This is a genomic window from Rathayibacter sp. AY1H3 (assembly GCF_002932015.1).
In genome coordinates this window covers 1-12,557 of the sequence record NZ_PSUU01000001.1, presented here as the reverse complement: position 1 = coordinate 12,557, position 12,557 = coordinate 1, and the positions used below count along the sequence as shown (strand labels likewise).

Genomic DNA, 12,557 nt, shown 5'->3' with positions numbered 1-12,557 from the left:
CGGCGCGGGGCGGATCGACGTGGTCCGCCCCGCACTGCGCCTCGCGCTCGTGGTCGTCGCCGCCGCGCTCCTCGCCTCCGGTGTCGCCGCGCTCCGCAGCGGCCCGTCCTCCGAGGCCGGCGAGTGCATCGACAGCCGCACCCCGCAGGACCCCTTCGGCTGCGACCGCTGGGTGCTGACCGCGGCAGAGGGGGAGACCCCGTACACGGCCTGGGTCGAGGACGCCCGCGTTCGCCTCCGCTCGGAGAGCGTCGGGGGTGCGCCGACCCTGGTCGTCGGCACGGGCTGCCTCGTGGTCAGCGCCGCCTACCGGATCGACGACGGCGTGCTGGTCCCCGGCGACGAGGTGACCGGATCCGACAGCTGCTCCGACACGCCGAGCCCCGAGGCCATCCGGCTCCGGGCGCTCCTCTCCGGCCCGATGACGATCGGCGGCACCCCCGACGACGTGCTGCTGGACGGCACGGGCGGAGCGGTCGTCTTCTCGCGGATCCCCGACTGAGGGTCCCGGCGCCCTCGCGAGCCGGGGGAGCGCAGCGGATAGGATCGTCCCTCGTGGTCACCCGTCTCTCGCATCTGTTCGTCCGCACGCTCCGGGAGGATCCCGCCGACGCCGAGGTCGCGGGCCACCGCCTCCTCGTCCGCGCGGGCTACATCCGCCGTCAGGCGCCCGGCGTCTTCGCCTGGCTGCCGCTGGGACTGCGCGTCAAGCGCCGCATCGAGCGGATCATCCACGAGGAGATGGAGGCCGCCGGCGCCCAGGAGGTGCACTTCCCCGCGCTCCTGCCCCGCGAGCCCTACGAGCTCTCGGGCCGCTGGACCGAGTACGGCGACGGCGTGTTCCGCCTGAAGGACCGCAAGGACGCCGACTACATGCTGGCTCCCACGCACGAGGAGTTCTTCACGCTGCTCGTGAAGGACCTCTACTCCTCCTACAAGGACCTGCCCCTGTCGATCTACCAGATCCAGGACAAGTACCGGGACGAGGCGCGGCCCCGCGCGGGCCTCCTGCGCGGCCGCGAGTTCACGATGAAGGACGCGTACTCCTTCGACTACACCGACGCCGGCCTCGACGCGAGCTACCAGCGCCAGCGCGACGCCTACGAGCGGATCTTCGCCCGTCGGGGCCTGGAGGAGGTGATCGTGCAGGCCGAGGCCGGAGCGATGGGCGGCTCCCGGAGCGAGGAGTTCCTGCACCCTACCCCCGTCGGCGAGGACACCTTCGTCCGGTCGGCGGGAGGGTACGCGGCGAACGTCGAGGCGTACCGCACGCCCGTCCCCGCGGCGCTGCCCGTCGAGGGCCTGCCCGAGGCGCGCGTCTTCGACTCGCCCGACACCCCGACCATCCAGACCCTGGTCGACCTGGCGAACGCGACGCAGCCCCGCCCCGACGGCCGCGCCTGGACCGCCGCCGACACCCTGAAGAACGTCGTCCTCGCGCTCACCGCGCTCGACGGCACCCGCGAGCTCGTGATCGTCGGCCTGCCCGGCGACCGCGACGTCGACCTCAAGCGCGCCGAAGTGGCGTTCGCCCCGGCCGAGGTCGAGGCCGCCACGGCGGAGGACTTCGCGAAGCACCCCGGACTGGTCAAGGGCTACATCGGACCCTGGTCGGCCGAGGGAGCCGTCCTGGGCGAGGAGTCGGCGACCGGCGTCCGCTACCTGCTCGACCCGCGCGTGGTCGACGGCACCGCCTGGATCACCGGGGCCAACGTCTCCGGGCAGCACGTCCTCGACCTGGTCGCCGGCCGCGACTTCCACGGCGACGCCACCGTCGAGGTCGCGGACGTCCGCACCGGCGACGAGGCGCCCGACGGCTCGGGCCCGATCGAGACCGCCCGCGGCATGGAGATCGGCCACGTCTTCCAGCTCGGCCGCAAGTACGCCGACGTCCTCGGGCTGAAGGTGCTCGACGAGAACGGGAAGCTGGTCACCGTCACGATGGGCTCCTACGGCATCGGCGTGACCCGCATCCTCGCCATCATCGCCGAGGCCACCCACGACGACCGCGGACTGCTGTGGCCCGCGAACGTCGCGCCGTTCGACGTGCACGTCATCGCGACCGGCAAGGACGCGGCGGCTCTCGAGCTCGCCGAGTCGGTCGGTGCCTCCCTCGAGGCCGCCGGCCGCGACGTGCTGATCGACGACCGCCCGAAGGTCTCGCCCGGCGTCAAGTTCGGCGACGCCGAGCTGATCGGGGTGCCCGTGATCGTCATCGCGGGGCGAGGAGCGGCAGACGGGATCGTCGAGCTGTGGGACCGCCGGTCCGGCGAGCGCGAGCAGCTCCCGGTCGCCGAGGCGCTCGCCCGGCTGGGCGCCTAGACCCGACACGCCGAGGGCCCCGCCACCGCTTCCCGCGGCAGGCGGGGCCCTCCGTGCCTCGGCAGGAACCGCGGGTGGAACCCTGGGCCGCGTCGGGTACCCTTGAGGGCTGATCCGGGTGAGAGCCCGGCAGGCGAACGACCGCGGTCACCACCGCGGCATCCAAGTGAATAGAGAGAAAGGCCCGCCCGTGGACATCGACCTGAGCGTTCTGCGACTCATGGAGCGCGAGCGCGAGATCCCCTTCGAGGAACTCGTGCAGATCATCGAGCAGGCGATCCTGACCGCCTACCTCAAGCACATCGGCCAGGCCGACGACGCCGACAAGGCCACCGCCGTCGACGCGCGCGTGCACCTCGACCGCAAGACCGGTCACGTCTCGGTCTTCGTGCCCGAGCTCGACGAGGAGGGCGCCGTCGTGGGCGAGGCCGAGGACTCCCCGCGCGACTTCGGCCGCATCGCCGCCTTCGCCGCGAAGCAGGTCATCAACCAGCGCCTGCGCGACATCGCCGACGAGCACGTGCTCGGCGAGTTCAAGGGCCGCGAGGGCGACATCGTCGCCGGCGTCATCCAGCAGGGCCCCAATCCGCGGATGATCCACGTCGACCTCGGCTCCATCGAGGCGATCCTCTCGCCCGAGGAGCAGGTGCCCGGCGAGGACTACAGCCACGGACGCCGCATCCGCGTCTACGTCACGAGCGTCGGCCGCGGACCCAAGGGCCCGTCGGTCCAGGTGTCCCGCACCCACCCGTCGCTGGTGCGCAAGCTGTTCGCCCTCGAGGTCCCCGAGATCGCGTCCGGCGTGGTGGAGATCGTCTCCCTCGCCCGCGAGGCCGGCCACCGCACCAAGATCGCGGTGCGCGCGACCGAGCCCGGCGTGAACGCCAAGGGCGCCTGCATCGGCGAGCTCGGCCAGCGCGTGCGCGCGGTGACCGCCGAGCTCAACAACGAGAAGATCGACATCGTCGACTACTCCTCCGACCTGCCGACCTTCGTCGCCAGCGCGCTCTCGCCCGCCAAGGTGACCAGCGCGTTCGTGATCGACCAGAGCCTCAAGGCCGTCCGCGCGCTCGTCCCCGACTACCAGCTCTCGCTCGCCATCGGCAAGGAGGGCCAGAACGCCCGCCTCGCCGCCAAGCTGACCGGCGCGAAGATCGACATCCAGCCCGATTCGGTGATGGACGGGGAGTGATCCCCGAGCATCGGCCGTGCGGGGGAGCGGTCCCAGAGGGGAGGGAGTAGAGTGGAAGCCGTCAGAACGTGCGTCGGCTGCCGTCTGCGCGCCCCCCGGGCCTCTCTTCTGAGGCTGGTCCTCCACTCGAACGTCCTCGCGGTAGACCCGCGTGCCGTCCGTCCTGGTCGGGGAGCGTGGCTCCACGACACAGCCGACTGCTACGAGCTCGCGGTCAAGCGCCGCGCGTTCGGAAGAGCGTTCCGGACACGCGAGAGCGTGGACGCGAGCGAGCTGGAGCAGTACATCGCACGATCCGACCGGCTCGGCCCCTCGACCGGAGGGGCCGGAGCAGCGCACGATCACACCATAGAGAACAGGCAGAACGGCCCGTGAACTGATCATGAGCGAAGACTGATGAGCGGCTCGAAATGAGACCCGTCCGTTCGTGACGCCTGCCCCCGTCTTGGGTGCAGGCCCAAGACAGGAGAGAAGTGGCAAAACCACGCGTACACGAGATCGCATCCGAACTGGGTGTCGATAGCAAGGTCGCACTTGCGAAGTTGAAGGAGCTCGGCGAGTTCGTCAAGGGCCCGTCCTCGAGCATCGAACCCCCGGTGGCGCGCAAGCTCCGCCAGGCCCTCCAGGGCCAGGGCGGTTCCTCCGCGGGAGCGTCGGCGACCCCGACCGCCCCCGCCGCCGGCGCCCGTCCCGGGGCCCCGCGCCCCTCCGGCGCCCGTCCGTCCGCGCCCACGCCCGGCCCGGCCAAGCCGCCCGCTCCGGCGCCGGCACCGCCGATGTCTGTCGCCGAGCGCCAGGCCCAGGCTCAGGCAGCCCAGGAGGCCGCGGCCGCTCAGCGCGCCCAGGCAGCCAAGGACGCGCCCGCCGAGGCCGCCGCTCCGGCTCCGACCGAGGCCCCCGCGGCTCCGGCCGCCGCCGAGAAGCCGGCGTCCGGCGCGACCCCCGGCGGACCCAAGCCCGTGACCCCGCGTCCGGCTCCCGCCGCGAACACCCCGCGCCCCGGCGGCGCCTCGGGCGGCTCCAACCGCCCCGGCGGCACCCCGCGCCCGGGCAACAACCCGTTCGCCAGCAACCAGGGCATGGGACAGCGTCCCGCCGCCCCGCGCCCCGGCAACAACCCCTTCGCCAGCTCGCAGGGCATGGGATCGCGTCCGACCCCGGGCAACATCCCCCGCCCCGCTGCTCCGCGCCCCGGCGCGCCCCGACCCGGCGGACCCGGCATGGGCCAGCGCCCCGCCGGCTTCGGCCAGCGTCCCGGCGGACCCGGCGGCGGAGCAGGACGTCCCGGCGGTGCCGGTCGTCCGGCCGGCGGCGGCTTCCAGCGCCCCGGCGGCGCTCCCGGTGCCGGTGGCGGCTTCGCCCCGCGTCCCGGTGGCGGCGGCGGTCGCGGTCGCGGCCCCGGCGGTGGAACCGCAGGAGCCTTCGGTCGCGGTGGCGGCAAGAGCAAGGCCCGGAAGTCCAAGCGCACGAAGCGTCAGGAGTTCGAGCTCAGGGAGGCCCCGTCGCTCGGCGGCGTCAGCGTCCCCCGCGGCGACGGCAGGACGGTCATCCGTCTGCGCCGCGGCGCGTCGATCTCGGACTTCGCCGACAAGATCGAGGCCATGACCGGCGTGCCGGTGCCCCCCGGCAACCTGGTCACCGTCCTCTTCGCCCTCGGCGAGATGGCGACGGCCACCGAGTCGCTCGACGAGGCCACCTTCGAGGTGCTCGGCTCCGAGCTCGGCTTCAAGATCCAGGTCGTCTCGCCCGAGGACGAGGACAAGGAGCTCCTCGAGGGCTTCGGTCTCGACCTCGAGCAGGAGCTCGACGACGAGACGGACGAGGACCTCGAGATCCGTCCCCCCGTCGTCACCGTCATGGGTCACGTCGACCACGGAAAGACGCGCCTGCTCGACGCGATCCGCAACGCCAACGTCGTCGCCGGCGAGGCGGGCGGCATCACGCAGCACATCGGTGCGTACCAGGTCGTCGCGGAGCACGAGGGCATCGAGCGCCCGATCACCTTCATCGACACCCCGGGTCACGAGGCGTTCACCGCCATGCGAGCCCGCGGTGCCCAGGTCACGGACATCGCGATCCTCGTGGTCGCGGCGGACGACGGCATCATGCCGCAGACCATCGAGGCGCTGAACCACGCCCAGGCGGCCAACGTGCCGATCGTGGTCGCGGTGAACAAGGTGGACAAGCCCGACGCCAACCCGGCCAAGGTGCGCCAGCAGCTCACCGAGTTCGGGCTCGTCGCCGAGGAGTACGGCGGAGACGTCATGTTCGTCGACGTGTCGGCTCGCGCGGGCACCGGCATCCAGGACCTCCTGGACGCCGTGCTGCTCACCGCGGACGCCGGTCTCGACCTGCGCGCCAACCCCAACAAGGAGGCGCGCGGAGTCGCGATCGAGGCGAAGCTCGACAAGGGACGCGGTGCGGTCGCGACCGTGCTCATCCAGTCGGGAACGCTGCGCGTCGGAGACGCGATCGTCGCCGGAACGGCCTACGGCCGCGTCCGTGCGATGGCGGACGAGAACGGCAACGCCGTCCTCGAAGCCGTGCCGTCGCGTCCGGTGCAGGTGCAGGGACTCTCGTCCGTGCCCCGCGCCGGCGACAACTTCCTCGTCACCGAGGAGGACCGCACGGCCCGTCAGATCGCCGAGAAGCGCGAAGCCGCTCAGCGCAACGCCCTGCTGGCCAAGGCCCGCAAGCGCATCTCGCTCGAGGACTTCACCCGTGCTCTCGAGGAGGGCAAGGTCGAGTCGCTCAACCTCATCATCAAGGGCGACGTGTCCGGTGCCGTCGAGGCGCTGGAGGAGTCGCTCGTCAAGATCGAGGTCGACGACTCGGTGCAGCTGCGCATCATCCACCGCGGTGTCGGTGCGATCACGGAGTCGGACGTCAACCTCGCGACGATCGACAACGCGATCATCGTGGGCTTCAACGTCCGCCCCGACCCGAAGGCCCGCGAGCGCGCTGCTCGAGAAGGAGTGGACATCCGCTTCTACTCGGTCATCTACAACGCGATCGAAGAGGTCGAGAACTCGCTCACGGGCATGCTCAAGCCCGAGTTCGAGGAGGTCCAGTCCGGTGTCGCCGAGATCCGCGAGGTGTTCCGCTCCTCCAAGTTCGGCAACATCGCGGGTGTCATCGTCCGCTCCGGCACGATCACCCGCAACTCGAAGGCGCGCGTCATCCGTGACGGCGTCGTGGTCGGGGACAACCTGGCCATCGAGTCGCTGCGTCGCTTCAAGGACGACGTCACGGAGGTCCGTACGGACTACGAGGCCGGTATCGGACTCGGAAAGTACAACGACATCCAGATCGGCGACGAGATCGAGACGATCGAGATGAAGGAGAAGCCGCGAGGCTGATCCGCTCCACTGGAAGGCCCGGGTCCGCCCGGGCCTTCCGGCGTCTCACGGCGCTGTTCGTGCGGGATCGGGAGGGGACTCTCGTCCTCTCGCGCCCTGCGGGAGGAATCGGGGGCCGCCCGTGTCCCGGAGGTGCGCACCCTCCAGCGTGCGCTTCCGCACCTCCGGGCGTGGGAGGCCGGCCCCGATCAGACGTTCTTGCAGCGGTGACTGCGCCCGCTGAGCGAGCAGCGAGCCTGCGGGCGACGTCCGGCTCCCGATCCAGCACCTGAGCCTTCCCGCCCCCCCGATCCCCGAGGATCAGGGAGCCGCGAGGAGGCACCCCACCCGCGCCGTCGCAGACGCGCCCCACCCGCGCCGTCGCAGACGCGCGGTCGAGGGGCATCACGCCCCAGAAGCAAGGCCCCCTCGGACGCGACCGGTCGTCCGGGCGGAGAGTGGTTGAATGGCGAGCTGAACGGTTCGCCGAGAGAGATGTGAGGACCAGCCATGGCAGATCCGGCCCGGGCGAGGAAGCTCGCCGAACGTATCCAGGTGATCGTCGCGAAGCGGCTCGAGCGCGGTCTCCGCGACCCGCGCCTCGGCTTCGTCACCATCACCGATGTCCAGGTGACCGGCGACCTGCAGCACGCCTCGGTGTTCTACACGGTCTACGGCACCGATGAGGAGCGCGCCGATTCGGCCGCGGCTCTCAAGGCCGCCACCGGCATGCTCCGCACCGAGGTGGGCAGGAACATCACGTCCCGGCTCACGCCTTCGCTCGAGTTCATCCTCGACGCGGTGCCCGAGAACGCGAAGCACATCGAGGATCTGCTCGCCGCCGCGCGCAGCCAGGACTCGCAGGTGCAGTCGCTCGCCGCTCAGGCGGACTACGCCGGCGAGGCCGACCCCTATGTGAAGCCCCGCGAGGACGACGAGGACTAGGCGCCGAGCCCGAACACCGCGGAGCCCGTGGCGACGTCGACCGATTCCAGGACGACGACGACACGGGCTCCCGGCTCGAGCGGGGCCGGGAGGTCGACGGTGATCTCCGGGTCGAGCAGCTGGACCGAGGAGCGGGTGCGCGCCGAGGAGACGACGATCCCGCTGAAGGAGGCTCCTTCGCGGCCGCGGAGGACGGCGGCCTCGACGATCGCGGTCGCCGCACGGGAGGCGGCTCCGGCCCGGCGGTCGCTCGCGGCGAGGAGCGGCGGGAGCAGGGGCAGCGCCTCGCGCAGCTGCGACGGGATCGTTCCGCCCCGGGACACCGCGAGGCAGACGGCGAGGCCGAACCGGTCGACCAGGCGCCGCAGGGGCGCGGTGACGTGCGCGTACGGCGCGGCGAGAGCCGCCTGCGCGGGATGCTCCGGCGGGGCGCCGTCGAAGGCGGTGTAGTCGGCGCCGCGGAACAGGGTCGCCGCGGCGTACATGATGGCGAGCTGGGCGGGGTCGTCGGTGTCGAGGCGGCGCAGGTAGGCGCCGTAGGCCTCCTCCTCGGGCCACGGGACGCCGAGCGCCGCGGCTCGGGAGCGGAAGGCCGCGACGGTGGCGGGGTCGGCCTCGGGCATGGTCCGGAGGATGCCCACCCCCGCGTCGAGCATCATCGTCGCCGCCGCCATACCGGTCAGCAGCGAGACCTGGGCGTTCCAGCCCTCGACGGCCAGGGGAGCGCGGCGCTCGACCCGGTAGCCGCCGTCGACGGCGACGATCTCCTCCTCGGGCAGCGTCAGGCTCGCTCCTCCGCGCTCGGCCTCGCGCGCCAGGCGCTCGCGTCCGAACCAGGGGAGCAGGGCGAGGGAGGGGTGCGGATCGCCCGCGTCGACGCTGCGCTGCACGCCCTCGTAGTCGAGCCGGGCCACGCTGCGCACGAGCGCCCGCTCGAGGTGCACCGAGCTCGGCTCCGCCCGCTCGTCGAGGGTCAGCGTCCAGACCAGCGCTCGGCGCGTCTCGTCCGGCAGGAGCGACGCGGCCCCCTCGGAGAGGACCGCGGGGTGCAGCGGGACGCGGCCGTCCGGGAGGTAGTAGGTCTGGCCGCGGCGGCGCGTCTCGGCGTCGAGCGCTCCGCCGGTGCGGACGACCGCGGGCACGTCCGCGATGGCGTAGCGGAGGACGACGCCCTCCGACGTGCGCTCCAGGTGGAGGGCCTGGTCCAGGTCGAGCGAGCCGGGCGGGTCGATCGTCACGAAGGGGAGGTCCGTCCGGTCGACGCGGTCCTCGTCGTCCGCTCCGGCGTCCGCGTGCTGGGCCTCGGCCAGCGCGGCTGGCGGGAAGGGGCCGGGCAGGTTGTGCTCGACGCGGACCGCGGCGAGGGCGCGCTGGACGTCCTGGGCGAGGTCGACGTCGAGGGCGCGCTCGACGGCGGCGTCGGGGCGGGGGAGGCGGAGGCGGCGACCGGTCACGGCGCCGACCCTACCCGCCTCCTCCGACGCGGACGGCGGTCGACGGGCCCTCAGGAGCCGGGGAGGAGGTAGCCGTCCTCCGGGCCGCCCGTCGCCAGGCCGTCGGCGAGGAGCCCGGCCAGGGCGCGACCGCGCTGGTCGGCGTCCGGCCAGAGAGACTCCACCTCGGCCGCGGTGACCGGGCCGTGCGCGGCGCGCAGCTCGGCGAGGATGAGGCCGCGGACCTGGCGGTCCGAGCCCTCGAACCGCTTCTGCTTCGCCTTCACGGGACCGGTGTGCTCGGGGTACCCCTCCGCCCGCCAGCGGCAGAGGTCGCGGATCGGGCACTCGTCGCAGCGCGGAGCGCGGGCGGTGCAGACGACCGCCCCCAGCTCCATCGCGCCCGCGTTGAAGGCCGCCGCCTCGGAGAGCGACTCGGGCAGCAGCGCCGACATCGCGGCGAGGTCGGCCCTCGCGCGGGGCGGGCCGGGCTCCGCCGCTCCGTCGACCGCGCGCGCGAGGACCCGGCGGACGTTGGTGTCGACCACGGGGTGCCGCCTCCCGTAGGCGAACACGGCGATGGCGCGGGCGGTGTAGTCGCCGATGCCGGGCAGCGCGAGGAGGGTCTCGACGTCGTCGGGGACCACGTCGCCGTGCTCCTCGGCGATCGCCACGGCGCAGGCATGCAGGCGCAGGGCCCGCCGCGGGTAGCCCAGGGACTGCCAGGCGCGCACCGCCTCGCCGGGCGGGACGGCGGCGAGCGCGGAGGGTGTCGGCCAGCGCTCCAGCCACTCCGCCAGACGCGGGACGACGCGGACCACCGGGGTCTGCTGCAGCATGAACTCGCTGACGAGCGTGCCCCAGGCGGGGAAGCCCTCGCGGCGCCACGGCAGGTCGCGGGCGCTCGTGCGGAACCAGGCGGTGATCGCGTCGACGAGAGGGTCGGAGGGCATCAGCCCACACTAGGCGGCGGCGCGTATCGTGGGCGGATGACCAGGTGGGCTCCGCAGAAGGCCGATGTGCTCGACGCTCTCGCGGCGGAGGTGCTGCACAACTACGGGCGCGGACGGGTCAAGGTCGGGATCGACGGCGACGACCCCGCGGTGAGCGCGGCGTTCGCGGTCGACCTCGCGGAGGCGCTCCGCCGGGCCGGCAAGGACGCGATCGTCGCGCACCTCGCCGACTTCCGACGTCCCCGCGCCGATCGGGACGACCCCGCCGTGCCCGACGAGCAGCGCTCCTACGCGGCCGGGTACGACTACGAGCTCCTGCGCCGCGTGCTGCTCGATCCGTTCACCCTCGGCGGCAGCACCGGGTTCGTGCTGGCGGGCTTCGACGCGGTGCGCGACGAGGCGCGGCAGGCGCGCTGGCGGACCGCCGGCCGCGACGCGGTGCTGCTCGTCGAAGGCGAGTTCGCCCTCCGGCCGGAGCTGCGCGGAGCGTGGAGCACCAGCATCCGCCTCGACACGCAGGAGCCGCCGGTGGACGCGGCGTACCGCGCCACGACGGACCTGCGCCGGCTGGCGGGGATCCTCGTCGACGTCCGCGATCCGGAGCAGCCCCGGCGCCTCTTCGCCGACTCCTGCTGAGCCTCGGGACGGAGGCCGCCGCCGCGGGCGGCGTCCGTCCGACAGGGCCGCGGGCTCAGACCAGGGCGGCGCGGCGCACGACCTCCGCCGGCGGCACGAAGGCGCCCGCCCCCTCGACCTCGTGCACCAGGTCGACCAGCAGCTGGTTGACCTGTGCCTCGCGCCCGCCGCGGTGAGCGGTGCGGACCACGGCCCCGGCCAGGTGGTCGATCTCGCTCGGCACTCCGCGGCGGATGCTCTGAAGCGTCGACCCGGGGTTCGGCACCTCGCCCATCCGCGCGGCCATCCGGCGGGGGAGCAGCTCGACCAGGGGCAGGGGAGCGGCGGCCAGGGCGCGGACGGACGTGTTCGAGAGTCCCTGCAGCGAGCCGAAGCGGACGCCAGACGCGAAGCCCGTCCGGGCGGCCTCGCGCATCGACCGGGCGAGGACGCGCCGCAGCCCCGGATCGTCGATCGTCTCCTGGACCGAGAGCCCGGTGATCGCGGGCAGGGCGTTGACCTCGTTGATCAGCAGCTTCGTCCACTGCGCTCCGGTGAAGTCGTCGGTGACGGCGGTGGGGACCGCTTCGCCGAGCACGGCGGCGGCCCGTCGCACGTCGTCGTCGGCCGGGCGGCCGGGGACGCCGAGCGTGGTCGTGGCAGGAGCCGTGACGGTGACGCGGCCGGGTTCGAGGTGGCTCGCGGCGAAGAGGGCGAGAGCACCCACGAGCCGGGCGTCGCGCACCTGCCGGGCCGCCGCGGTGAGCCCGTCCAGTCCGTTCTGGACGACGACGACGAGGGTGCCGTCGACCGTGCGGCGGTTGGTGCGCAGCGCGTCCTCGGCGTCCTGCGCTTTCGTGCAGACGAAGGCGAGATCGGGCACCAGGTCGAGGGACTCGCCGCAGCGGACCCAGGCGGTGTGCTCGCCCCACGCCCCGTCGAGCCGGATCCCCGACCGGCGGATCGCGGTGAGGTGGTCGCCTCGGGCGGTGACCTCGACGTCGTGCCCGGCGCGGTCGAGAAGGGCGGCGATGGTGCCGCCGACGGCGCCTGCTCCGAGTACTGCGATCCTCATCCGGACAGCCTAGGACGGGCGGGCGAGGGCTCCGGCTCCACCCCGGGGGTACTCCCGATCCGTCCGTGTATCCTCGCACCCGTGCTCGAGACCCCCGCCCCGGCTCCGAACGGGATCCTCCTGCTGGACAAGCCCGGCGGCATCACCAGCCACGACCTCGTCTCGCGGACCCGCCGCCGCGCGGGGACCCGCAAGGTCGGCCATGCGGGGACGCTCGATCCGATGGCGACCGGGCTGATGATCCTCGGTCTCGGCCCCTCGACGCGCCTGCTCACCTACCTCGTCGGCCTCGACAAGCAGTACGAGGCGACGATCCGGCTGGGCTCCTCCACCACCACCGACGACCAGGAGGGCGAGGTGCTCGCCTCGGCGGAGCCCGCACTCGTCGCGGCCCTCGCCCCGGAGTCGGTGTCCGACGCGATCGCGGCCCTCACCGGAGCGATCGAGCAGGTCCCGAGCACGGTCAGCGCGATCAAGGTGGACGGCCGCCGCGCCTACGCCCGCGCCCGCGACGGCGAGGAGGTCGTGCTCGCCTCCCGCCCCGTGACCGTCTCGGAGTTCGCCGTCCTGGCGAGCCACCCGGTGGAGGGGTTCGTCGAGCTGGACATGCGCGTCGCCAGCTCCTGCGGCGGCTACATGGGCGCGTTCGCCCGCGACCTCGGCGCGGCCCGCGGAGTCGGCGGC

At 73.4% G+C, this 12,557-nt stretch carries 11 protein-coding genes; 8 read left to right on the top strand and 3 right to left on the bottom strand.

Going from position 1 to position 12,557, the window contains the following annotated elements:
* Nucleotides 1–19 precede the first annotated feature (19 nt).
* The 6 genes from C5C33_RS00055 to rbfA all read left to right on the top strand — a co-directional run bounded on the left by C5C33_RS00055 (nt 20) and on the right by rbfA (nt 7,797).
* Complete coding sequence (locus C5C33_RS00055; RefSeq protein ID WP_104246574.1) at nt 20–502, top strand: hypothetical protein; 483 nt, start codon at nt 20–22, stop codon at nt 500–502.
* Between the two features lie 53 nt (nt 503–555).
* Nucleotides 556–2,322 (top strand): proline--tRNA ligase, encoded by a 1,767-nt coding sequence (locus tag C5C33_RS00050; protein ID WP_104260092.1) that lies wholly within the window; start codon nt 556–558, stop codon nt 2,320–2,322.
* A gap of 190 nt (nt 2,323–2,512) precedes the next feature.
* Nucleotides 2,513–3,514, top strand: coding sequence for a transcription termination factor NusA (gene nusA / locus C5C33_RS00045; RefSeq protein ID WP_104225180.1), 1,002 nt, complete (start codon nt 2,513–2,515; stop codon nt 3,512–3,514).
* Nucleotides 3,515–3,565: 51 nt separating this feature from the next.
* Nucleotides 3,566–3,889 carry a YlxR family protein gene (locus C5C33_RS00040; protein WP_104225593.1) on the top strand — a complete coding sequence of 108 codons (324 nt, stop codon included), beginning with the start codon at nt 3,566–3,568 and terminating at the stop codon, nt 3,887–3,889.
* A 98-nt stretch (nt 3,890–3,987) separates the two neighbouring features.
* Nucleotides 3,988–6,873, top strand: coding sequence for a translation initiation factor IF-2 (gene infB, locus C5C33_RS00035; protein WP_104260091.1), 2,886 nt, complete (start codon nt 3,988–3,990; stop codon nt 6,871–6,873).
* A 489-nt stretch (nt 6,874–7,362) separates the two neighbouring features.
* Nucleotides 7,363–7,797 (top strand): 30S ribosome-binding factor RbfA, encoded by a 435-nt coding sequence (gene rbfA, locus C5C33_RS00030; protein WP_104223052.1) that lies wholly within the window; start codon nt 7,363–7,365, stop codon nt 7,795–7,797.
* Here the strand turns inward: rbfA and C5C33_RS00025 are convergent.
* Together C5C33_RS00025 and C5C33_RS00020 are read right to left on the bottom strand one after the other, a co-directional pair.
* Nucleotides 7,794–9,251, bottom strand: a complete 1,458-nt coding sequence (locus tag C5C33_RS00025) for a ribonuclease catalytic domain-containing protein (protein ID WP_104260090.1) — start codon at nt 9,249–9,251, stop codon at nt 7,794–7,796. The genes rbfA and C5C33_RS00025 overlap by 4 nt on opposite strands.
* 50 nt (nt 9,252–9,301) lie before the next feature.
* The gene (locus tag C5C33_RS00020) at nt 9,302–10,183 is read right to left on the bottom strand and encodes an A/G-specific adenine glycosylase (RefSeq protein ID WP_104260089.1); all 882 of its coding nucleotides are present in this window, start codon (nt 10,181–10,183) and stop codon (nt 9,302–9,304) included.
* A gap of 36 nt (nt 10,184–10,219) precedes the next feature.
* Here C5C33_RS00020 and C5C33_RS00015 point away from each other — a divergent pair, with 36 nt between their 5' ends.
* Nucleotides 10,220–10,819 (top strand): hypothetical protein, encoded by a 600-nt coding sequence (locus C5C33_RS00015; RefSeq protein WP_146085721.1) that lies wholly within the window; start codon nt 10,220–10,222, stop codon nt 10,817–10,819.
* Nucleotides 10,820–10,874: 55 nt separating this feature from the next.
* On the opposite strand, the gene C5C33_RS00010 is transcribed toward C5C33_RS00015, so the two are convergent.
* Nucleotides 10,875–11,873, bottom strand: coding sequence for a ketopantoate reductase family protein (locus C5C33_RS00010; protein ID WP_104260087.1), 999 nt, complete (start codon nt 11,871–11,873; stop codon nt 10,875–10,877).
* An 81-nt stretch (nt 11,874–11,954) separates the two neighbouring features.
* Here C5C33_RS00010 and truB point away from each other — a divergent pair.
* Nucleotides 11,955–12,557 (top strand): tRNA pseudouridine(55) synthase TruB (truB, locus tag C5C33_RS00005; RefSeq protein ID WP_104260086.1); only part of this gene is annotated, 603 nt, incomplete at its 3' end.